The sequence below is a fragment of the Actinocorallia aurantiaca genome (genome assembly GCF_039533685.1).
GTDB lineage: Bacteria > Actinomycetota > Actinomycetes > Streptosporangiales > Streptosporangiaceae > Actinocorallia > Actinocorallia aurantiaca.
Window position 1 is genome coordinate 68031 of the sequence record NZ_BAAATZ010000003.1, and the last position, 20750, is coordinate 88780.

Sequence of the window (20750 nt, forward strand, 5' to 3'; positions counted from 1 at the left end):
GGATGACGGGATCGAGGTGGCGGGGATGAACGAGGAAGGCAGCCCCAAGGGGAAGGTCGCCGGCCTGCTCGATGACCTGCCCGTGGGCAGGCTTGCGCACGAGGCGAAGGACTTCCTGGGCGCGTACGCGGAGAAGGCGCTGGCGTCGGCCGGGGAGAAGGCCGGGCAGAAGGTGAGCGACACCGCGCACAACCTCCTCCAGAGGGCCGAGCAGGAGGACGGTGGAGGCCCGAAGGTGAAGGCCGCGCTCAGCGGGGTCGGGGCGCTCACCGAGGGCAAGGGGCCGGTCCGGGCCGCGGTCAGCGCCGGGATGACGGGGCTGAAGGAGAAGATCAAGAAGGCGGGCAGGGGCGGGCAGCGGAAGCTGAAGCTCACCAACATCGTCGAGACCATCGACGTGGGGGTGCCGCTGCGGCTCGCCTACGACCAGTGGACCCAGTTCGAGGACTTCCCGACCTTCACCAAGAAGGTGGAGCAGGCCGAGCAGACCGACGAGGGGAAGAGCACCTGGAAGGCGCAGGTGTGGTGGTCGCACCGCACCTGGGAGGCGAGCATCGTCGAGCAGGTGCCGGACGACCACATCATCTGGAAGTCCAAGGGCGCCAAGGGGCACGTCGACGGGGCGGTGTCGTTCTCGGAGCTGGCCCCGAACCTCACCCGGATCTGCCTGGTCATGGAGTACCACCCGCAGGGGCTCTTCGAGCGCACCGGGAACCTCTGGCGGGCCCAGGGGCGGCGGGCCCGGCTGGAGCTCAAGCACTTCCGGCGGCACATGATGGCGCACGCGATCCTGGAGGCGGACGAGATCCAGGGCTGGCGCGGCGAGATCCGCGACGGGGAGGTCGTGAAGAGCCACGAGGACGCGCTCGAGGAGGAGCGGTCCGGCCATGAGGAGGAGACGGCCGAGCGGGAGCGGAGCGGCCGGGAGGAGTCGGAGCAGGAGGAGCCCTACGACGAGGAGGAGTCCTACGAGGACGCCGAGTCCGGGGAGGAGGAAGAGCCCCGGGAGAAGGAAGAGCCCCGGGAGGGGGAGGAATCGTACGAGGAGGAGCCGTACGAGGAGGAAGGCGAAGAAGAGCCGAGGGGGGAGAGGCAGCGCCGGCCGCGACGTCAGCCGGCCCCGTCGGGAGAGGAAGAGCGGTCCCGGCGGCCCGCCCGGAGGCGTCCGGGGACGGAGCAGGAGGAGCGGCCGACGCGGGGGCGCCAGCCGTCGAGACGCGGATCCTGAGAACGAGGAGGCGGACCCATGACGGTCTCTCCGCAAAGAGGGGCGGGCTCTCCCGTCCAGCGCTCGTCCGGCGGGGGGCTGGCGGACGTCGTCGACCTGATCCTGGACAAGGGCCTGGTCATCGACGCGTTCGTCCGGGTGTCCCTGGTCGGCATCGAGCTGATCACCATCGACGCGCGCATCGTGGTGGCGAGCGTGGACACCTACCTGCGCTTCGCCGAGGCCACCAACCGGCTCGACCTGTACGACAAGGGGGGAAAGGGCCTGCCCGACCTGGTGCAGGGCATGAGCGGGGGCGGGGCGCCCAAGGAAGTCGAGGGCGAGTCCCGGGGGGAGCTGGACGAGGGAGGGGGAACCGGCGCGCTCGACCGGGGCGATGACGAGGCGGAAGAGGAGCCTTTCGAGGAGGAGGTACGGGAACCGAGCCGCCGCAGGCCGTCGCACGAGGAGCGTGAGCGATGACCGGGCCGGAAGACGGAACGGATATAGCCAATCCCGTCTGCTACGTCTACGGGGTCGTCCTGGCCGAAGCCGATTTCCCCGGAGGGCTGAAGGGCACCGGCGGAGGAGAGGTGTTCCTGGTCGAGGAGGGGGACGTGGCCGCCGCGGTCAGCGAGTTCCTCCCCAGCGGGCCGCTCGGAACCCGTGACGACCTGCTCGCGCACGAGGGCGTCGTGGCGGCGATAGCCGAGCGCACGACGGTGCTCCCGTTGCGGTTCGGCGCCGTGGTCACCACGGTGGAGGCGGTGGCCGAGGAGCTGCTGGCCCCGCACCACGACTGGTTCGTGTCCGTCCTGGAGGACCTGAAGGGTCGTCACGAGTTCGTCGTCACCGGCACGTACGTGGAGGAGACGGTGCTCCGCGAGGTCCTGGAGGAGCAACCGGAGATACGGCGGCTTCAGCGGACCACCCGTGATCTGCCGGAGGCGGCCGCGTACTACGACCGGATACGGCTCGGGGAACTCATCGTCCAGGCGCTGGAAGCGAAACGCGAGGTCGACACCGAAACCCTGGTGGAGGCGCTCTCCCCCCACGCGCTCGCGGTGGCCCCGCGTGAGCCGAAGGACGAGGACACGGCGGCGGACGTGGCCTTCTTCGTCGACGACGAGGTCCGGCCGCGGTTCGAGCAGGAGGTGGACGAGCTGGGAGAGCGCTGGGACGGACGCATCCGGTTGCGTCTGCTCGGCCCGCTCGCCCCGTACGACTTCGTGCCGCAGCCCCCGGAGGAGGCGTGAGCCATGGGACTGATCAGCGGTCTGCTCACCTTTCCTCTGGCTCCCGTACGCGGCGTCATGTGGCTGGCGGAACGCATCCAGGAGGAGGCGGAACGGCAGATGTACGACCCCGCGGAGGTCCGGAGGCGGCTCTCGGAGATCGACCGGGCACGAGCCTCCGGTGAGCTCTCCGAGGACGAGGCGGCGGACCTTCAGAACGAGCTGCTGAGCCGGATGGTCTCCGGGCGGGCGGGTGGTCGGTCATGAGCGAGCCGCCGGGCAGGGAGATGTCGGGCTACGGGGGCTACGGAAGGGGGGCTCCTTCTCCCTACCGGCGCACCGAGTCCGCGAACCTCGCCGACATTCTGGAGCGGGTCCTGGACAAGGGCATCGTCATCGCGGGCGACATCCAGGTGAACCTGCTCGACATCGAGCTGCTGACCATCAAGCTGCGGCTGGTGATCGTGTCCGTCGATCGGGCCAAGGAGATGGGCATCGACTGGTGGGAGCACGATCCGACGCTGTCCTCCGGACACCGCGACATGGTGGAGGAGAACCGGAGGCTGCGGGACCGGATCGCCGACCTGGAAGCCGGGACGGACGACTACCAGGAGGAGGTCGAGGAGTACTACGAGGAGGACCGCCGTGAGTGACGTGCAGGCTCCTGGATCCGGGTTCTACGTGTACGGCGTCACCCGCGGCCTGACGGGTGAGGAGGTAGGGGACGTCCGGGGGGTGTCCGGCGCGCCCGTACGGCTCATAGAGAAGGACGGGCTGACCGCGTTGGCGAGCGAGGTGAGCCTGTCGGAGTTCGGCGAGGCGGCTCTGCGCGAGAACCTGGAGGACATCGAATGGCTGGAGTCCACCGCCCGCGCGCACCACGCGGTGGTGGACGCCGTCTCGGACGGCGCGGCCACCGTTCCCCTGGGCCTGGTCACCGTCTACCGGAGTGAGGAGCGGGTGCGTGAGGCGCTCGGGGCACGCCATGAGGAGTTCGCCAGGGCGCTGGACCGCGTCACCGGGCGCACCGAATGGGGTGTGAAGGTGTACGCGGACGTGAAGCAGCCCGAGGCCGCCGCTCCGGCGGGGAAGGAAGCCCCTTCGCGTCCCGGCACGTCCTATCTGCAGCGCCGGCTCGTGCAGCGGAACACGGCGGAGGAGGAGCGCAGGAGGGTCCTGGACGTCGCGGAGTACATCCACTGCCAGCTCCGCGACCTCGCCGTCGCCACGCGCCTGCACCGCCCTCAGGATCCGCAGCTGTCCGGAGAGCAGGGCTGGATGCTCCTCAACGCCGCCTACCTCGTCGACGACACCCGTGTCGAGGAGTTCGGCGACGCCGTCAAGCACCTGACCCGCCTGGATCCCGACGTCAGGGTGCGGCTCACCGGCCCGTGGGCGCCCTACTCCTTCGCGACCGAGGAGGAGCCCGAAGAGGAGGTGGAAGAGGCATGGCAGGGGTCGTAGAGGAACGCCCGGGGCTCCGCACGACGGGGCCGGCGAGGGGGCAGCCCGTCGCGCTGGTGGACCTGCTGGACAGGCTCCTGGCGGGCGGCGTCGTCATCACGGGCGACATCACCATCTCCATCGCGGACGTCGACCTCGTCCACATCTCCCTGCGCGCGGTCATCGCCTCGATCCGGCCCGAGATGGCGCGGATCCTGGACGAGGACACGGCGCCGTGAGCGCGCGCCGTCCGGAGCCGGGCAGGCGCCTGGCGCACCGGATCGAGACCGACCCCGAGGCGGTGCAGCGCGACCTCGTACGCCTGGTGCTCACCCTCATCGAGCTCATCCGCCAGCTCATGGAACGCCAAGCCCTGCGCCGGGTGGAGGTCGGGGACCTCCCCGACGAGAAGGTCGAGCAGCTGGGTCTGGCCCTGATGCGGCTGGAGGAGGCGATGACGGAGCTGGAGGAGCGTTTCGACATCGACCCCCGCGACCTGAACCTCGACCTCGGCCCGCTCGGCCCGCTCCTCCCTCCGCGCTGATCGCTCGGGACGGTTCCGGGAGGAGGAAACCCGGAGAAAGGGTTGTCCCGGCGCGCGAAGATCTGCAAGTGTTCGATTACTTGCGTGGTTTCCGGCCCGCCCCAGCTGGAGGAATGAGATGAGCCGCACCCTCTCCGTCCATGAAGCAGGTCTCGCCGTGGCCGATCCGGCCGCGTACTCCGACGAGGAGCGGCTGCACGAGGCGTTGACGCTGCTGCGGCGGGAATCGCCCGTGCACCGGGTCGAGGCGCCCGGCTACAACCCGTTCTGGGCGATCACGAAGCACGCCGACATCATGGAGATCGAGCGGGACAACAAGCTGTTCCTCAGCGGCCAGCGCACCCTGCTGTCCACGGCGGAGATGGACGAGCTGCAGGCGCAGCAGCGGGAGCTGGGCATGGAGCTGCGCACGCTCGTCCACATGGACGACCCGCAGCACCGGGTGGTGCGGGCCATCGGGGCCGACTGGTTCCGGCCCAAGGCGATGCGGGCGATGCAGACGCGGATCGACGAACTGGCCCGCCAGTACGTCGACCGGATGGCGGAGCTCGGCGGTGAGTGCGACTTCGTGCAGCAGATCGCCGTGCACTACCCGCTGTACGTCATCCTGTCGCTGCTCGGGCTGCCCGAGTCGGACTTCTCCCGCATGCTGCAGCTCACCCAGGAGCTGTTCGGCGGGCAGGACGAGGAGATGCGCCGCGGCGAGAGCGCCGAGGAGCAGATGAACACGGTCTTCGAGTTCTTCAACTACTTCAACGCGCTGACCGCCGCCCGCCGCGAGAACCCCACCGATGACCTGGCCTCGGCGATCGCCAACGCCGTCGTCGACGGCGGTCCGCTTTCCGACACCGACACCGCCTCCTACTACGTGATCGTCGCGACCGCCGGGCACGACACCACCAGCGCCACGATCTCCGGCGGCCTGCACGCCCTCCTGGAGAACCCCGACCAGCTCCGCCGCCTGAAGGACGACCCGTCCCTGCTCCCGACGGCGACCGACGAGATGATCCGCTGGGTCACCCCCGTCAAGGAGTTCATGCGCACGGCCTCCGCCGACACCGAGGTCCGGGGCGTGCCGATCGCGAAGGGCGAGTCGGTGCTGCTGTCGTACCCGTCGGCCAACCGCGACGAGGACGTCTTCGAAGACCCCTTCCGCTTCGACGTGGGCCGCGACCCCAACCGCCACCTGGCCTTCGGCTTCGGCGTCCACTACTGCCTGGGCGCCGCCCTGGCCCGTATGGAGATCCAGGCCCTGTACCGCGAGCTGCTGCCCCGCCTGTCCTCGATCGAGCTCGCCGGCACCCCGCGCTGGACGTCCACGACGTTCGTCGGCGGCCTCAAGCACCTTCCCATCCGCTACACCCTGACCTGAGCGGCGCTTCCGCAAGATCGTCCGGTCGGAAATCCAGAGGTCTCTGTCTCACTTCCCTGCGATCATGCCGGAATGTCGGTGAGAGATCGGGAGACGGCGGGTGACTTCGAGACCCATCTGACCGTCCGGTGCGGTGCGGGAGAACTCGACGCCCTGGCGCGGTGGGCCGCCGCCAGGGGCCTGAAGTTCAGCCACATCGTGCTCGCCCGGGGCCGCGTCGCCTCTCAGCCGATGCTGACGGCACGCGGCTCCGGCGACCTCGCCGACGTCCTGGCGGCCGCGGACCGGACGAAGGCGGCCCTGGCGGCCGACGGCTTCGAGGTGACGCGGACGAAGGTCGAGGCCGCCCCCTGGAACGAGGGCGTTCCCGCCGCCGACGAGGAGGCGCTGGCGCTGGGCCCCGGGCACTACTTCGAACACCATCTCAAGCTCCTGCTGGAGCCGGGAGCCGACACCGCCGCGCTCGCGGGGCTGGTCGAACCGCACGCCGCGCACCTGTCGCGCAACGCGCGCCGGGTCCGGGACGACGGGGTGGCGGAGCGGTTCGTGACCCAGCGCTGCCGTCTGGTCGGCGCTTTCGAGGCGGAAAGGCGCCTCGCCGCGCTGATCGCGGAGCTGAAGACGCACCGGATCGCCGAGGTGGAACGGGAGTTCGTGGTCTTCGACGACGGCGAGTCGCTGGACGACGGTTGGATCGAGGAGGAACGGGGCGGGCATGACGAATGAATGGGGCGCACTGGGCTGGGGCCCGTGGCCCGTGGACAGCCGGATTCCGGAGGCGCTTCCGGAAGAGGGCCGGAAGCTGCCCAGGACGCTGCGGCCGATCTCCGGCAAGGGCGTGGTGCAGCGGCCGGTGTTCGATCCGGCGCTGAAGCACTATCCCCATGCGATGAGGGCGGGCGACCCGGAGTTCGCCGACCAGGAGGTGGCCGCCCGCTGGTACGCGGCCCGCGCCGTCGCCTTCGACCGCGTTCTCACCGCGATCGCCGGATCCTCCTACGTCGACCACCTGGTGCTCCGCGGCAGCGTCCTGCTGGCCGCCTGGTTCGGATCGGCGGCGCGTCCTCCGGGCGATCTGGACTTCGTGGTCGTACCCCGCTCCTGGAAGCTGGAGGACGGGCGCACCGGACGCATGTTCGACGAAGTGGCGGACCTCGCCGAGGAGGCTTCACGGCAGGGCGGCCCCGAGGGCGTCCGGCTTTCCGCGTCCGGCGCGGTCAGCGACGAGATCTGGACCTACGACAGGGTGCCCGGACGGCGGCTGGTCCTGCCCTGGCGGGCCGAGGGCCTGCCCGCGGGCGCGGTCCAGCTCGACTTCGTCTTCGACGAACCGCTGCCCCTGCCGCCCGAACCGGTGGAGATCCCTCGTCCCGGCGGCGGGGACCCCCTGGTGCTCCTGGCGGCGACGCCGGAGCTGTCCTTGGCCTGGAAGCTCATGTGGCTGATCAGCGACATGTACCCGCAGGCCAAGGACCTGTACGACGCGATGCTGCTGGCCGAGATCGCGGAGCCGGACGTCCGGATGCTCCGGGAGATGTGCGTCGCCGGGGACCCGTACTTCGAGCGGAACCCGCCGACGTTCGAGTCCCTGGCCGCCGCTTTCAGGGAAGTCGACCGGGACGAGTTCCGCAAAGAGCACCCCGCTCTCTGCCCCTCCCTCGACGCCGGGGGAGAGCGGCTGCTCGCCCGCCTGGCCGCGGCCTTCGCCGGGTGAACCGGAAACGCCGGGGACGCCGGGTCAGAGGGCGGCCGGGGCGGTCCTGATCTTGTCGAGGTGGGTCTGGAGGAAGGCCGGGTCGAAGGGGACGATCGCGGACTCGTACTGGCCGCCGAGGTGGCGCAGGAGCTCCATCCACTCCCAGCTCACGGAGATCTCCTCGTCGATCGGGCGGACCGCGTCGCCGAGGGCGGGGCCCGCGTTGTGGCGCAGGACGAGGTTGCGCCACTGGCCGATGAACCTGCGGAACTCCTCCAGGAGGGTCCCGGTCTCGGCGACGAGGTTCGCGACGTCGTGCAGGGAGGTGTTGACCCGCTGCACCTGCTCGGACATCTCCTCGATGCAGGATCCGGCGGCGTCGCACAGCAGCGGCACCGCGGTGAGGGACTCCGGCGGCGCGGCACGGTCGAAGACCTCGGCGGCGAACGCGGCGGCCATGTCGTTGTAGAGGCTGGCCAGCGAGATCTGGAACCGCAGGTGCGCCACGTCGTCCCGCAGCCGGCCGCACTCCGCCTGCAGGCGCTCCAGGGACGCGACGGACCTGTCCATCGGCTTCGCCATGACGCGGGCGACGTTCACCAGTACCGGCGCGGAGTCCGCGACGAGCTCCGACGCCCGCTGGGCGGCCGCCACGGAGGTGTTCAGCCGGTGCGCGATGTCGAGGACCTTGGCGGAGGTAGAGGCGAGCTCATTGCCGACCTTCTGGTAGGCGGCGAGGCGTCCGACGAGCTCGTCGAGCACCTCGTCCAGCGCCCCCGTCCCGGACAGGACCTCCGCGATGGAGCCGCGCGCGTCGGGCCTGGCGTAGGCCGTGGACGTCCGCTGGCTCCTGGCGGAGATCTCCTCGGGCAGCGCCTGGAGCATGAACTCCTCGTAGGAGGCGTATCCGCGCTTCCACAACGAGGCCTCGATCTCGGCCATGCCGAGCAGGGCGGCGTCGTGGCGGTTCATCCCGTCCCGCAGGACCGCTTCCCGCTCGACGCGCGACGCCTGCGCGTACACCCGCTTGACGAGTTCGAACCGCGGTCCGCACGGGGCCATGCGGACCGAGACGTAGCCGTCGTGCAGCGGGCTGATGGCCGCGAACACCCAGTAGGAGCCGCCGTCCCTGGTGCGGTTCTTCATGTAGGCGCCGACCGACCGGCCCGCGGTGAGCCTGTCCCAGATCAGCCGGAACACCCCGCCCGGCATGTCGGGGTGACGCACGGTGTTGTGCGGCGCCCCGACCAGTTCCTCCAGCGGATACCCGGAGATCCGGACGAACACGGAGTTCCCCTGCCGGATCACCCCGCGTCGATCAGTGGTGGAGAAGAACAGCTCCTCCGCGCCCATCGTCGGCTCCCGATCACCGGCACTCGAAGCACGCAGGTCCCCCACGGCCTCTCCCCTTCTCTGAGGCCACGCGCGAACCCGACTACGCAGCGACAAAATTCACTGAATGCACCCTAAGCCCCGATCTTCCCATGATCTCTTCGGGGCGAGTGGTCAGCCGACGGGCGGGGCCTCCATGTCGAAGTTGACCTGGGAGCCCTCGACGGAGGTGACGGTGACGTTGACCGTGCGTGAGGTGCCGTCGCCGGTGACCATGGTGCAGGTGAGGGTGGAGCCGATCTCGCCTTTCAGGTCGCCGGGGCAGGTCGCGCTGGTGATGCCCCCGAGCTGGCTGCCGAGCTTGTCCTTGATCTGCTGCTCGACGTCGGAGGCGGCGACCTTGGTGCCGCCGACGGAGAAATCGCAGGCGGTGAGGCCGGTCAGGAGGGCGGCGCCCAGCAGGGCGGGGGCCAGGAGCTTGCGCATGGTCTTTTCCTCGGGTCCGTGAGTGGTGATGGACCCGACGATCCCCGGACGGCTGTCCCCCCTCCCAGTGTCCCGGGTCCTGTTCGGTGGGGGATGTCCGTTTACTGGGCCGGGTCGGTCTCCGTCCCGCCTATCCGGATCTCATAGGAGAGCCGCCGGTCCTTGACGCCGGTGATGGTCGCCTTCACCGGGTAGACCACCCCGTGAGGGGCCGTGACGTGGCAGAACACCCAGTCCCCCGCCTTGCCGGACAGGTCGTCCGAGCACTTCACCCCCAGGACCTCCAGCCCCTCCCGGGTGTACTTCTCCTTGACCTCCCGTTCCAGCACGCCCCTGTCCACCGAGGGCGCTCCCGGAGAGCACCCGGCCGTCAGCCCCGCCCCGAGCACGACCCGCAGAAACCCGCGTATTCCCATGCGAGCAAGATCTCCCACCCCGTGTCCCGACCCCCAGGGGCCTGAGTCCCGGTTCGGATAACGTCGGATGCATGCGGCTTCATGTGGGATGTGCGATGTGGACGCACACGACGTGGCAGGGGCGGTACCTCTCGTCGAGGCTTCCGGCGGGGGAGCGGCTGCGGTCGTACGCGAGTTGGTGCGACGCGGTGGAGGGGAACACGACGTTCTACGCCACGCCCGCGCGGAGCACCGTGGAGTCGTGGGCGCGGCAGACCGGCCCGGACTTCCGGTTCGTGCTGAAACTGCCCAAGCCGGTCACGCACGAGCGGCGGCTCACCGGCGTCGAGGCGGAGCTCGACCCGTTCCTGGACGTGATCGAGCCGCTCGGGCCGCGGGTCCACGCGCTGTGGGTGCAGCTGCCGGGGTCGTTCGGGCCGCTCGACCTGGCCCTGCTGTCGGGCTTCCTGCGGGGGCTGCCCCGCTCCTACCGCTACGTCGTCGAGGTCCGGCACAGGGCGTTCTTCGAGGACGAGCGCTCCGCCCGGCTCCTGGAGCAGGTGCTGGCGGAGGTCGGCGCCGAATGGGTGCCGTTCGACACCACCTTCTTCTTCGAACGGCCGCCCACCACGGACGCCGAACGCGAGGGGTGGGCGCGCAAACCGCGCATGCCGCGCCGCACCCGCGCGCTGACGGACCGCCCGGTCATCCGCTACCTGGGCCGGGACGACGCCGAGGCGACCGCCGAGAGCTGGCATCCGTGGGTCGACACGGTCGTCGCCTGGCTCAAGGAGGGGCGTTCGCCCACCTTCTTCATGCACACCCCGGACAACCGGGAGGCCCCGGCCCTGGCCCGCCGCTTCCACGACGACGTCCGGGCCCGCCTGCCGGAACTGGAACCGCTCCCCGAGCCGATCGTCGACGACGAGCCGCTGACGCTCTTCTGAGCGACGGCTCAGAGGCCCGCCTCGCGGGCGCGCAGGATCGCCTGGGCCCGGTCGGCGACCTGGAGCTTGGCGAAGACGTTCGAGACGTGGTTGCGGACCGTCTTGTCGCTGAGGCCGAGCCGGGCGGCGATCTGCGGGTTGGTCAGGTGCCGGGCGAGCAGCAACAGGACCTCCCGCTCCCGTCCGGTGAGCTCGGGAAAAGGCTCCTCCGGCCGCCGGCCCATCTGCCCGAAGTAGTCCGTCAGCCGGGCGGCGATCGCCGGGCCGAAGATCGCCTCGCCTTCGGCGACCGCGCGCAGGGAACGCAGGATCTCGCTCCGCCGCGCCCCCTTGAGCAGGTAGCCGCGGGCGCCCGCCCTGATCGCGGCGAGCACCGAGTCGTCGTCGTCCGACATGCTCAGCACCAGCACCCGGATGTGCGGGTGCGTCCTGAGGATCCGGCCGGTCGCCTCGATGCCGCCCATGCCGGGCATGGCCAGGTCCATCAGGACGACGTCCGGCTGGACGCCGGGCAGCAGCGCCAGCGCCTGCTCGCCGCTGGCGGCCTCTTCCACCACCTCGATGTCGGGCACGGAGGACAGCAGCGCCCGCAACCCGCTGCGGAACGGCTCGTGGTCGTCGACGATCAGCACCCGCAACATTCAGGCCCCCAGCGGCAGGACGGCCCGCACCGTGGTGCCCCGGCCCGGCTCGGACTCCACCGTGAACGCGCCGCCGAGCTCGACGGCCCGCTCCCGCATCGACCCGAGGCCCACTCCCGTTCCGGGCTCGGCAGCCCCCCTGCCGTCGTCGGCCACCTCCACGGTGAGCGTCCCGGCCCCGGCGGTGAGGGCGAGCAGGCAGTCGCCGGCGCCCGCGTGCCGCCACACGTTGGCGACGGCCTCCGTGGCGATCCGGTAGGCGGCGACCTCGGTGGCGGCGCCCAGCGGCGGCAACCCGTCCGGACGGCTCAGCCTGATCTTCGGGCCGCCGGGCGGCTGCCCGTCCACGAACGCCTGCAGTGCTCCGGCCAGTCCCAGGGTGTCGAGGGCGGGCGGGCGCAGCCCGTCGACCAGCCGCCGCACCTCGCCGATCGCGGACTCCGCGCCCGTCACGATCTCCTCCAGCAGCGTCCGGGCGCGCTCCGGATGCCCGTCCATCAGTTCCTGGACGGCCTCGGCGCGCATGGTCAGCGAGGCCAGCGTAGGGCCGAGACCGTCGTGCAGTTCACGGCGGATCCTGCGACGCTCCTCCTCCCGCGCCGTGATCAGCCGCTCCCTGGACCGCTGGAGGTACACGGCCACCGCGATCTGCCCGGCGAGGTCCTGGAGCAGCCGGAGGTCGGCGGCGCCGAGTTCACGCTCACCCGGCCTGGGGGAGAGGAGCAGCCGCCCGACGGTCTCCCCGTTGTGGACGAGTGGAAGCGGGACGGGTTCCCCGTTCGCCTTCCCGTGCGCGACCACCGCCCCCGTGGCGGAGACCTCCACCGCCACGTACGGCAGCCGCAGCGCCTCGGCGACCGTCCGGGCCGCCCCCGCCGCGGCCTCGGGCTCCTCCAGATGCCGTCCCAGCCTCGTCAGGACGGCGTACGGCTCGTCGCGCTGCCCGTACATGAGCCTGTCGACACCGCGCTGAACCTGCTCACGCAGCGGCGCGAACACCAGCGCGATGATCCCCGTGGCGACCAGCGAGACCAGCAGTTCGGCCTCGAACAGCGCCCCCAGGTAGTTGACGGCCACGACGTACCCGCCGACGACGCACCCCGTCAGGACCGCGTAGACGAGCGTCCGGCTGATCAGGAGGTCGATGTCGAACAGCCCGTGCCGCAAGATCCCGATGCCGAGGGCCACCGGGATCAGCAGCATGGCCGACGTGCCGAGGAACTCGCCCGCCAGGCTCTCCACCGGCCACAGATCGGGATGTCCGTCCGTCAACCCGATCGCCAGCCGCCCGACCACCCCGGCGGCGGACAGCCCCACCGCGTAGGCCAGCCATTTGAACGGCCGCGCCGCCTCCCCGACGGCCCGCCGGGCCCGGACGACCACACTGATCACTCCGACGAGGAACACCGCACTGATCATCAGGTCGAAGCCCGTCTCCAGGACGTCCGCGACACCCCCGACCCCCGCCAACCCGTACGGGTTGGGCACTTCGCCGCCGCCGACCTGCCCGTTCTCCCCGGGCCGCAGCGCCGAGACCCCGGCCGTCACCACCCCCGCCGCGACGGCCGCGACGACCACCGGCCGCCACCGCCTCCCCGGCAGCCGCCCCTCCGGGAAGTACAGCGGCAGCAGGGTGAGCGCCAGATTCGCCGGCACCCAAAGCCACGTCTGAGGCCACCCCGCAGCCCCCGCCAGCGGCCCCTCCCCCCGGATCGCGTACCCCCCGCACGCGTCCATCGCCGCGAACGAGAACGCGCTGACCAGCAGCAGCCGCCCCACCACGTTCCCTGGCTGCCGGTACCGGATCAGCCCGCCCACCACCGCGCAGGCCGTCACATAGGCCAGGTGGCTCAGGTCCTTCAGCCCGCTCCCGTTGGCGACCCCCAGCCAGAGAGCGGCCACGACCAGCCCGACCGTGCTCCCGGCCCATCCGAGCCCCCAAAGCGCTCTGGACACCCAGACCTCCCCACGGCAGGCGGCCACTGTAACCGGCTCGTTGTCCCTCCCACCCGGGACGATGTCCCGCCCCCCGAAGGGAACGGGACGGCGTGATCTCGTCTTATCGACGGGAACGGGTCAGGGGCCTGCTCTCCGGCCTGGTCGCCTGAACCCCGAGCGGCTCCGGTTCCCTCGGCCCTTCTTCACCCCGGGCCGTTCTCTCACCCATCGCCGAGGGCGTCGGCCATCCGGTCTAGGTCGCTCAGCAGGGCATCCAGGCGGCGGGGTGGAATCGCGTCGATCATGCGCCGCTCGACCGCGTACACGGCGCCGCGCGCCGCCTCCAGCCGGGCCAGCCCCTCCCGGGTGAGGTGCACCGGCAGCGCCCGGCCGTGCTCGGCGGTCGCGGGCCGGGTCACCAGGCCGGCCTCCTGCAAGCCGCGCAGCACCACCGCGGAGGACTGGCGGGTCACGAACGTGCCCCGCGCCAGCTCCGCGCCGGAGATGCCCGGACGCTCGTCCAGCAGCTCCAGGCACGAGTACTGCGGCACCGTCAGGCCGTGCTCGCGCAGTGCCTGGTCCATCGCCCCGCGCAGGGCGGCCGCAGCCCGCTTCAGCCGGTATCCCACGTGCTCGGTGATGTCTCCGGCCTCGTGCGGCGGCTCGGGCCGCCCTCCCTCTCCCATGTCAGTATTTTGACATGAACGGCGGGCTGCGCGTACCGTTCCTCATGTCAAAGTCCTGACATGAGGACTTGGTGAACAACCAGCCCAGGAGCGCCCATGACCACCGTCACCGGTCCCGACTTCCTCGCCCTCCAGGTCCGCGACGTCGAGGCCGCCGCGGCCTTCTTCGAGGAGCACCTCGGCCTGGTGCGGGCTCCGGTCTCGCCGCCGCACGCCGTCGTCTTCGCCACCCGGCCGATCCCGTTCGCCGTCCGCGAGCCCCTGCCCGGCACCGACCTCGACAGCGGGCGGCCCGGTCTCGGCGTCGCCCTCTGGCTCGCCGCCGACAACGCGCAAGCCGTGCACGACCGCCTCGCCGCCGCGGGCGTCCCCGTCCTCAGCGCTCCGCAGGACGGGCCCTTCGGCCGCATGTTCACCTTCACCGGCCCCGAGGGCTACGCCCTCACCGTCCACGGCGGCTGACCACGGCGAGCGGAGCCGCGTCGCCCGCCTCGTCGCCGAAGGCCGTCCGAACACGAGACGGGCTCCATCGGCTGGGACGACTCCTCGCGCAGAAGGGCCGCCAGGCCCGGGCGGGCCCTGGCCGGGGCGGTTCTGCTACTCGACGTACTGGCGCAGGAGGCTGATCGCGACTGGTTCGTCGGAACCCGAGCGGGTGAATTCCTCTTGGTGCCCGTCGTGGATCCTTCGCGGAAGGCCCGTCGTGTACGGGCTGGAGCGCTTGACCGCGGGTTGGTTGTAACAGAAGATGTTGCAACGAGGGGGGTGTGATGGCGGCGAACAGTCGGCTCACGATCGCGACGCATGTGCTGACGTGGTTGGCGCTGGCGCAGCGGGATGGGCGGGAGGTGCTCACCTCGGATCAGGTCGCGGCCAGCGTCAACACCAATCCCGTGATCATCCGGCGCAGTCTCGGTGATCTGCGGCGGGCCGGTCTGGTGGAGGTGCGCCGCGGCGCCGGGGCGGGCTGGAGCCTCGCCCGCGCGCCGGAGGAGATCAGCCTCCTCGAGGTGCACGACGCCGTCGACGCGGAGCCGCCGTTCGGCCTGCACCACACCGAACCCAACCTGGAGTGTCCTGTCGGCCGGGGTATCCGACCCGCTTTGAGTGAGGTCTACGGCCGGGCCGAGCGGGCCATGCGACGGGAACTGGCGGACACGTCTATCGCCGATGTACTGCGCGAGACGCTGGTGAACTGACCGATCGATCATGGTGCCGGACGTTCACCATGCCGTTTGTTGTAACAGGATTAGTTACATCACCTGAAGAGGAGCGAGGATGGAAGCCGTAAGGTGTCCGATCGTCGAACTGCGGCAGTACACGCTGCATCCGGGACGGCGTGACGTCCTGATCGATCTGTTCGACCGGGAGTTCGTCGAATCCCAGGAGGCGGCGGGCATGACCGTCCTGGGCCAGTTCCGCGATCTTGACGACCCCGACCGTTTCGTCTGGCTCCGCGGCTTCGCGGACATGCCGAGCCGCGCCGAGGCCCTGGCGGGCTTCTACGGCGGCCCGGTCTGGCGGGCGCACCGCGACAGGGCGAACGCGACGATGGTCGACTCCGACGACGTCCTGCTGCTGCGCCCGTGCTCGGAACAGGCCGGGTTCCCCGCGCCAGCCGACCCCCGACCGGCTCCCGGCGTGCTGGCGGCCTCGCCCCCGGGCCTCGTCCTCGCCACCGTCTGGTACGCCCACGACCCCTTCGACGCCGCGTTCCTCGACTTCTTCGAACGCCGGGTCCGCCCCGTGCTCACCGAGACCGGCGCCGAACCCCTGGCCTGCCTTCAGTCCGAACACGCCCCGAACACCTTCCCGGCGCTCCCGGTTCGCACGAACGAGGAGGTCTTCGTCTGGTTCGCCCGTTTCCCCGACGAAACCCGTCTCACCGACCACCTGAACCGTCTCCGGAATTCACGATCCTGGCGTGACGACGTCCTGCCGAACCTTTCGAAGCGCTGGGCCAGAGACCCCCAGCGCCTACGCCTGGCCCCCACCGACCGCTCGCTCCTGCGGTGAGCCCTCTGAGGGCACGCTCGCCGAAGGGCGCTGCGGAGCCTGCCGGGCCGGGCGCGGTCTGGATCGGGAGCGGTCAGGGCCTGGCGGTGCGGCAGCGGGGGCCGTCGCTGATCCGGCGGCAGGGCGCGGGACGCCGCGGGAGGGCGGATCGCCGACCGGGTCAGAGGTCCAGGAGGAGGGGGCGGTGGTCGGAGACCTCGGGGGCGGTGACGATCTCGAAGTGCTTGACGGCGCCGGGGTCGGAGACCAGGAGGTAGCTCGCGTGGCGGAGGGGTTTGGGGTAGTGGGCGGTGCGGGTGTCGGCTTCGCGGACCAGGTCGGTGAGGCCGATGTCGGCGAGGACCTGGAAGGTCGAGCTGCCGGGGAGGAGGTTGAAGTCGCCGGCGACGATGGTGAGGTCGCCGGGTTCGCGGGCCGCGGTGATGAGGGAGGCCAGGCGTTCGGCCTGGACGCGGCGGGCGGGGGTGTCGTTCTTGCCCTGGGCGTCGCGGAGGCCGTGGAGGTTGACGACGGTGACGAAGCGGTCGGCTTCCCGGTCGTGGACGCGGACGGACAGGGCGTTGCGGGGCCGGTCGCTGACGGGCCAGGCGTCGGGGTGGTGGAGGTAGGAGCCGTGGACGAAGGCCGAGCGCATGCCGACGAGCGGGAGGTCCGCGGAGACGAAGGTGGCGAGGCCGAAGTCCTGCGGGTGGGTGCGGCCCGCGTCGTCCCGCACCGGGCCGGTGTCGCTCACGGCGAAGAGGCCCTGGTGGCGGGGGAGGTGCGCGGTGACGTCGGCCATGAGGTCCGCGCGCTGGGGGAGCGACCTGTCGGCGTCGGCGAACCGGGTCCAGCCGTGCAGGCCGGGAGCCCGCGCCACTTCCTGGAGGCACAGGACGTCGGCGCCGCATGTGTCGAGCCAGGGGGCGAACTCGTCGAACAACGCGCCGCCCCAGGAGTTCACCGAGATGATCCGCACGGGGACGACCCTAGATCAGCGAAGAGGCCGAGGGGAAAGGGATAAAGGGCTCAGCGGCGGGCGAAGAACTCCCCGGCCACGCGGGTGTGCAGAGGGAAGGCCAGCTCACGCGGCGCGTCGATGACGACCCGCTCGGTCGCCTCGTCGTTGGCGGTGAAGGCCGGCAGCGCGGACGCGGCCAGCGCCGGACCCAGCCCGAAGACGAGGAGCGTCCCGTCCGGCGCGCTGTGCACGTCGAACAGTTCCACGCTCGCGGGATCGACGGCGATGTCCGTCTCCTCCAGCAGTTCCCGGGCCGCCGCCCGCTGCCACGACTCCCCGTGGTCGATGAACCCGCCCGGCAGCGCCAGCTCCCCGACGTGCGGCGGCACCCCGCGCCGGACCGTCAGCAGCCCGCCGTCCACGGGCAGCAGCAGCACCGCCACGGGCACCGGATTGAGATAGCTCGTGTTCCCGCACGAACCGCACGTCCTCGGCCATACCGCGTCAGCGCCGAACGCAGCCCCGCAAAAGGAGCAATGGGAGTTCCTGAGTAGCACGTCCCGACTCTAACCGGCAGAGCTGGAAAGGGGTCATGAACGAGTCCGCCGTGTGGAGGGCGGGAGGGGAAGACCGAAAACCGATTGCCTCGGGGGGAGGGCTCTGGGATGTTCTCACTATGAGAGTGAATCGAAGGAAGATCGCCGAAGAGACGGTGGCGATCCTGGAGGCCGGTTCGTACACGGTGGACGGCCGTGTCGTGCGGATCGGCGACGACGTCGCGGCATCCGTGGAAGGGGCCCGGCTGTACCTGCCGGACGAATTCGACGAGCCGGCGGGACCCGTACGGCACGAGACGGCCGTCGAACTGACCCGGGAGACGACCCTGGACGCCGCCCGGAGGCTGGGACGGGCTGTCGTCGCGCTGAACTTCGCGTCCGCCAAGAACCCGGGCGGCGGATTCCAGCGCGGCGCGCACGCCCAGGAGGAGGCGCTGGCGCGCGCCTCCGGCCTGTACCCGACGCTGTGCCGCTTCCGGGAGGACTACTACGACTTCCACCGGGCGGCCCAGGACCTCCGATACTCGGACCGGATGATCTACTCGCCCGCCGTCCCCGTCTTCCGGGACGAGTCCGGGGCGCTGCTGGACGAGCCGTTCCCCGTCTCGTTCATCACCTCACCCGCCCCGAACCGAGGAGCGCTGCCTCCCGGAACGCCGGTCTCCGACGTGCTGCGGCGCAGGGCTTGGAAGGTCCTCGCCCTGGCCGCGGCCGAAGGATACGAACGGCTCGTACTGGGCGCGTGGGGGTGCGGCGTCTTCCGCAACGACCCCGCCGAAGTCGCCACGATCTGGTCGGACCTGCTGTCCGGCCCCTTCGCCGGCCGTTTCGCCCACGTCACCATGGCCGTCTGGGACCCCGACGGCACCACACCCCAGTACCTCGCCTTCTCCCGCGTCTTCCAGCCGTGAGCAGGCGGACGCGTCGGACCGGTCAGCCCGTGGGTTCGCGGAGGGCCGCGAGGGCGGAGGCGAACATCGTGGACTTGATGGCGGAGAGGGTGGTGCGGTCCTTGCCCGCCAGGGGACGGACGCGTTCGGCGGCCGTCTCGACCAGGGCCGCCTCGTCGGCGACGGCGTCGACCAGGCCGAGGTCGCGGGCCTCGGGGCCGCCGAAGCGCCGGCCGGTGGTCATCGAGGCGACCGCGGCGGCGGGGGTGAGCTTCGCCTGGATGAGGGCGGCCATGCCCGTGGTGAAGGGGATGTGGATGTCCACCTCGGGGAAGCAGAAGTAGCCGCGGTCGGAACGCATGACGCGGAAGTCGTGGGCCGTCGCGAGCATCGCACCGGCGCCGAAGGCGTGGCCGTTGACGGCGGCGACCGTCGGTACGGGAAGGGCGAGGACGCGCGCGAACAGCGCGTGCACGTTGGCGACGTAGGACGCCAGTTGGTCGCCGTGCGCGCCGAGCCAGTCCAGGTCCAGGCCGTTGGAGAAGAACTTGCCCTTCGCGGTCGTGACGAGCGCCGCCGCGCCGGGGTGGTCGACGACCTCGTCCAGCAGGGCGTTGACGGCCTTCAGCCAGTCGGGGGAGAAGCGGTTCTCGTCGTCCCCCAGTTCCAGGTAGAAGACGGAGTCCTCGCGGCGCAGTTCGGGCATGGTCATTCCTTTCCGGGGGGCCGGTGCCCGCGATCGGGCGGCGGCACGGTGAGCACGGCGCGGACGGCGGCCTCCAGCCGTCGCCTGCGGTCGTCGGAGATTTCCACGGAGCCCGGCGACGGGCCGGTGAGCACCCGCCGGAAGAACGCGACCGGCAGATCCACCACGCACGTCGTGATCACGCCGACCGCCGCGGCGTCACGACGGCCCCACACGGCCTCGGACAGCCGCACCAGCAGCGCGACGAGCCGCCGGTCCAGCCCCAGCAGCGCCTCGGCGACCTCTTCGGGCAGCTGCGGACCCAGCAGCCGCTCGCTCCGGACGCTCATCAGCATCCGGGCGCCCGCGGGCCGCCGCAGCGTGAACTCGGCGGGCGCGTCCGCCGCGGCGACCACCGCGGCGACGGACCCCTCGTCCGTCAGGGCCGCGTCGACCAGCGAGGTCTGCAGTTCCAGGAAGTCGTTCCCCGCCCGCAGCCAGGTCCGTCCCAGCAGGGCGGGCACCGAGCCGAACGCGTGGTAGACCGCCCCGTTCGACATCCCCGAGGCCGCCGAGAGCCTCCGCACCGTGAACTTCTCCAGCCCGTCCTCGGCGACGAGCTCCTCGGCGACGTCGAGCAACCGGTCGAGATCGTGCGTTCGTGGGCGGGCCATGCCGGGAGCATAACAGAGCAAATGCTCTAAAACCTGGCCACTTAGGGATGAGAAGGGCGTGCCTGGTTCTGTGTCGGGACGTGCACGAATAAAGGTTTCCTGATGAAGCCGCAGCTCATGGCTGTTACGGGTACCGATACTCCGCGGCGGCGGAAGAGCCCGATCGCCGTCATCTGGCGCAGCGACCAAGGAGAACGACCATGAAACGTGCGGTTCTGGCAGTGGGGATCGCCACGGTGCTCGGCCTCGGTACCGCGGCGTGCGGAGGCGACCCCGAGGACAGCATGTCCCCGAACACCCAGCCGCCCGTGTCACCGGGGACGACGCAGACCGTGCCGGCGGCCACCCCGACGCAGGCCGCGGACGACCAGATCGTCGGGCCCGGCTGCGCGGCGTTGCCCACCTCCGGTCCCGGCAGTCCCGAGGAACTGAAGGACAAGCCGGTCGCGACCGCGGTCGGGGAGACCCCGGACCTGTCCACCCTGGCCACCGCGGTAAAGAAGGCGGGCCTGGCCGAAACCCTGAACTCCGCGAAGGACATCACCGTCTTCGCCCCGACGAACCAGGCCTTCGCCAAGATCCCCGAGGCCGACCTGAACAAGATCCTCGCCGACAAGCAGCAGTTGACCGATCTCCTCAAGTACCACGTCGTCGAAGGCCGCAAGACGCCGACCGAGATGGCGTCCGGATCCTTCAAGACCCTGCAGGGCGGCACCCTCACCACCAGTGGCAGCGGCACCGACTACACCGTCGGCGACGCCAAGGTGGTCTGCGGCAACCTGCAGACCGAGAACGCCGCCGTCTACCTCATCGACACCGTCCTGACGCCGCCGCCCGCCTCGCCGACGTCGGCTCCGTCCTGACGCCGACGCGCTGAGCCCCCGGCCGGAGGGGTCTCCACCCGACGGCCGCGCCAAGGTGCGACGAGATGGGACGCCCCCGCGGGAAATACCCTGCGGGGGTATGTCGTTATGTGGGGAAAGCGGCGTCACCCGAGAGGAAAGGCCGATGGTCATGGATCATCCCCCCCACCACGACCACGCTTCGGCGCACCACGACCCCGGCG

General features: G+C 71.0%; 27 protein-coding genes. 17 read left to right on the forward strand and 10 right to left on the reverse strand.

The genetic code is table 11. From position 1 onward, the window contains the following. Window positions 1-25 precede the first annotated feature (25 nt). The 11 genes from ABD327_RS03405 (at window position 26) to ABD327_RS03455 (ending at window position 7515) form a co-directional block, all read left to right on the forward strand. The gene (locus tag ABD327_RS03405; protein ID WP_344448625.1) at window positions 26-1228 is read left to right on the forward strand and encodes an SRPBCC family protein; all 1203 of its coding nucleotides are present in this window, start codon (window positions 26-28) and stop codon (window positions 1226-1228) included. An 18-nt stretch (window positions 1229-1246) separates the two neighbouring features. Further along, complete coding sequence (gene gvpJ / locus ABD327_RS37410; RefSeq protein ID WP_425547043.1) at window positions 1247-1690, forward strand: gas vesicle protein GvpJ; 444 nt, start codon at window positions 1247-1249, stop codon at window positions 1688-1690. Beyond that, window positions 1687-2463 (forward strand): GvpL/GvpF family gas vesicle protein, encoded by a 777-nt coding sequence (locus tag ABD327_RS03415; protein WP_344448626.1) that lies wholly within the window; start codon window positions 1687-1689, stop codon window positions 2461-2463. The genes gvpJ and ABD327_RS03415 overlap by 4 nt, the downstream gene beginning before the upstream one ends. Window positions 2464-2466: 3 nt before the next feature. Beyond that, window positions 2467-2709, forward strand: a complete 243-nt coding sequence (locus ABD327_RS03420; protein ID WP_344448627.1) for a gas vesicle protein GvpG — start codon at window positions 2467-2469, stop codon at window positions 2707-2709. Beyond that, window positions 2706-3095, forward strand: coding sequence for a gas vesicle protein (locus ABD327_RS03425; protein WP_425547045.1), 390 nt, complete (start codon window positions 2706-2708; stop codon window positions 3093-3095). Before ABD327_RS03420 ends, ABD327_RS03425 begins: the two co-directional genes overlap by 4 nt. Further along, a complete protein-coding gene (locus ABD327_RS03430; RefSeq protein ID WP_344448628.1) occupies window positions 3088-3906 on the forward strand; it encodes a GvpL/GvpF family gas vesicle protein in 819 nt (272 codons plus the stop codon). Before ABD327_RS03425 ends, ABD327_RS03430 begins: the two co-directional genes overlap by 8 nt. Next, complete coding sequence (locus ABD327_RS03435) at window positions 3891-4124, forward strand: gas vesicle protein (protein WP_344448629.1); 234 nt, start codon at window positions 3891-3893, stop codon at window positions 4122-4124. Before ABD327_RS03430 ends, ABD327_RS03435 begins: the two co-directional genes overlap by 16 nt. After that, window positions 4121-4429 carry a gas vesicle protein K gene (locus ABD327_RS03440; protein ID WP_344448630.1) on the forward strand — a complete coding sequence of 103 codons (309 nt, stop codon included), beginning with the start codon at window positions 4121-4123 and terminating at the stop codon, window positions 4427-4429. The genes ABD327_RS03435 and ABD327_RS03440 overlap by 4 nt, the downstream gene beginning before the upstream one ends. A gap of 118 nt (window positions 4430-4547) precedes the next feature. Next, window positions 4548-5801 (forward strand): cytochrome P450, encoded by a 1254-nt coding sequence (locus ABD327_RS03445; protein ID WP_344448632.1) that lies wholly within the window; start codon window positions 4548-4550, stop codon window positions 5799-5801. 72 nt (window positions 5802-5873) lie between these two features. Further along, window positions 5874-6527 (forward strand): hypothetical protein, encoded by a 654-nt coding sequence (locus ABD327_RS03450; RefSeq protein WP_344448633.1) that lies wholly within the window; start codon window positions 5874-5876, stop codon window positions 6525-6527. Then, a complete protein-coding gene (locus ABD327_RS03455; RefSeq protein ID WP_344448635.1) occupies window positions 6517-7515 on the forward strand; it encodes a nucleotidyl transferase AbiEii/AbiGii toxin family protein in 999 nt (332 codons plus the stop codon). Before ABD327_RS03450 ends, ABD327_RS03455 begins: the two co-directional genes overlap by 11 nt. A gap of 24 nt (window positions 7516-7539) precedes the next feature. Here the strand turns inward: ABD327_RS03455 and ABD327_RS03460 are convergent, their stop codons facing one another. The 3 genes from ABD327_RS03460 to ABD327_RS03470 all read right to left on the reverse strand — a co-directional run bounded on the left by ABD327_RS03460 (window position 7540) and on the right by ABD327_RS03470 (window position 9731). Then, window positions 7540-8895: a PAS domain-containing protein gene (locus ABD327_RS03460; RefSeq protein WP_344448636.1), complete on the reverse strand. Its 1356-nt coding sequence runs from the start codon at window positions 8893-8895 to the stop codon at window positions 7540-7542. Between the two features lie 108 nt (window positions 8896-9003). After that, window positions 9004-9315 carry a DUF4333 domain-containing protein gene (locus ABD327_RS03465; RefSeq protein ID WP_344448637.1) on the reverse strand — a complete coding sequence of 104 codons (312 nt, stop codon included), beginning with the start codon at window positions 9313-9315 and terminating at the stop codon, window positions 9004-9006. 101 nt (window positions 9316-9416) lie between these two features. Then, window positions 9417-9731, reverse strand: coding sequence for a DUF4333 domain-containing protein (locus ABD327_RS03470; protein WP_344448638.1), 315 nt, complete (start codon window positions 9729-9731; stop codon window positions 9417-9419). Window positions 9732-9826: 95 nt separating this feature from the next. Between ABD327_RS03470 and ABD327_RS03475 the strand changes: the two genes are divergently transcribed. Continuing rightward, the gene (locus ABD327_RS03475) at window positions 9827-10657 is read left to right on the forward strand and encodes a DUF72 domain-containing protein (RefSeq protein ID WP_344448639.1); all 831 of its coding nucleotides are present in this window, start codon (window positions 9827-9829) and stop codon (window positions 10655-10657) included. Window positions 10658-10665: 8 nt separating this feature from the next. On the opposite strand, the gene ABD327_RS03480 is transcribed toward ABD327_RS03475, so the two are convergent. The 3 genes from ABD327_RS03480 to ABD327_RS03490 form a co-directional block, all read right to left on the reverse strand. Beyond that, complete coding sequence (locus tag ABD327_RS03480) at window positions 10666-11298, reverse strand: response regulator transcription factor (RefSeq protein ID WP_344448640.1); 633 nt, start codon at window positions 11296-11298, stop codon at window positions 10666-10668. Next, complete coding sequence (locus ABD327_RS03485; protein WP_344448641.1) at window positions 11299-13254, reverse strand: GAF domain-containing sensor histidine kinase; 1956 nt, start codon at window positions 13252-13254, stop codon at window positions 11299-11301. It lies immediately after the preceding gene. Between the two features lie 203 nt (window positions 13255-13457). After that, window positions 13458-13922, reverse strand: coding sequence for a MarR family winged helix-turn-helix transcriptional regulator (locus tag ABD327_RS03490; RefSeq protein WP_344448642.1), 465 nt, complete (start codon window positions 13920-13922; stop codon window positions 13458-13460). A gap of 96 nt (window positions 13923-14018) precedes the next feature. On the opposite strand from ABD327_RS03490, the gene ABD327_RS03495 reads away from it, so the two are divergent. The 3 genes from ABD327_RS03495 to ABD327_RS03505 all read left to right on the forward strand — a co-directional run bounded on the left by ABD327_RS03495 (window position 14019) and on the right by ABD327_RS03505 (window position 15938). Continuing rightward, a complete protein-coding gene (locus ABD327_RS03495; RefSeq protein ID WP_344448643.1) occupies window positions 14019-14384 on the forward strand; it encodes a VOC family protein in 366 nt (121 codons plus the stop codon). A 308-nt stretch (window positions 14385-14692) separates the two neighbouring features. After that, window positions 14693-15121 carry an Rrf2 family transcriptional regulator gene (locus ABD327_RS03500; RefSeq protein ID WP_344448644.1) on the forward strand — a complete coding sequence of 143 codons (429 nt, stop codon included), beginning with the start codon at window positions 14693-14695 and terminating at the stop codon, window positions 15119-15121. Between the two features lie 79 nt (window positions 15122-15200). Next, entirely contained in the window at window positions 15201-15938 is a 738-nt protein-coding gene (locus ABD327_RS03505; RefSeq protein ID WP_344448645.1) for an NIPSNAP family protein, read from the forward strand. Between the two features lie 160 nt (window positions 15939-16098). Here ABD327_RS03505 and ABD327_RS03510 read toward each other — a convergent pair whose 3' ends face one another. Both ABD327_RS03510 and ABD327_RS03515 read right to left on the reverse strand, forming a co-directional pair. Beyond that, window positions 16099-16896 carry an endonuclease/exonuclease/phosphatase family protein gene (locus ABD327_RS03510; RefSeq protein WP_344448647.1) on the reverse strand — a complete coding sequence of 266 codons (798 nt, stop codon included), beginning with the start codon at window positions 16894-16896 and terminating at the stop codon, window positions 16099-16101. Between the two features lie 50 nt (window positions 16897-16946). Continuing rightward, the gene (locus tag ABD327_RS03515; protein ID WP_344448648.1) at window positions 16947-17327 is read right to left on the reverse strand and encodes an NUDIX domain-containing protein; all 381 of its coding nucleotides are present in this window, start codon (window positions 17325-17327) and stop codon (window positions 16947-16949) included. Between the two features lie 227 nt (window positions 17328-17554). Between ABD327_RS03515 and ABD327_RS03520 the strand changes: the two genes are divergently transcribed. Continuing rightward, entirely contained in the window at window positions 17555-18346 is a 792-nt protein-coding gene (locus ABD327_RS03520; RefSeq protein WP_344448649.1) for a TIGR02452 family protein, read from the forward strand. A gap of 22 nt (window positions 18347-18368) precedes the next feature. Here the strand turns inward: ABD327_RS03520 and ABD327_RS03525 are convergent, their stop codons facing one another. Together ABD327_RS03525 and ABD327_RS03530 are read right to left on the reverse strand one after the other, a co-directional pair. Beyond that, on the reverse strand, window positions 18369-19031 hold the full coding sequence (locus tag ABD327_RS03525) for an enoyl-CoA hydratase/isomerase family protein (protein ID WP_344448650.1): 663 nt from the start codon (window positions 19029-19031) through the stop codon (window positions 18369-18371). A 2-nt stretch (window positions 19032-19033) separates the two neighbouring features. After that, on the reverse strand, window positions 19034-19684 hold the full coding sequence (locus ABD327_RS03530; RefSeq protein ID WP_344448651.1) for a TetR/AcrR family transcriptional regulator: 651 nt from the start codon (window positions 19682-19684) through the stop codon (window positions 19034-19036). A gap of 200 nt (window positions 19685-19884) precedes the next feature. On the opposite strand from ABD327_RS03530, the gene ABD327_RS03535 reads away from it, so the two are divergent. After that, window positions 19885-20547 carry a fasciclin domain-containing protein gene (locus ABD327_RS03535; RefSeq protein WP_344448652.1) on the forward strand — a complete coding sequence of 221 codons (663 nt, stop codon included), beginning with the start codon at window positions 19885-19887 and terminating at the stop codon, window positions 20545-20547. Window positions 20548-20750 lie beyond the last annotated feature (203 nt).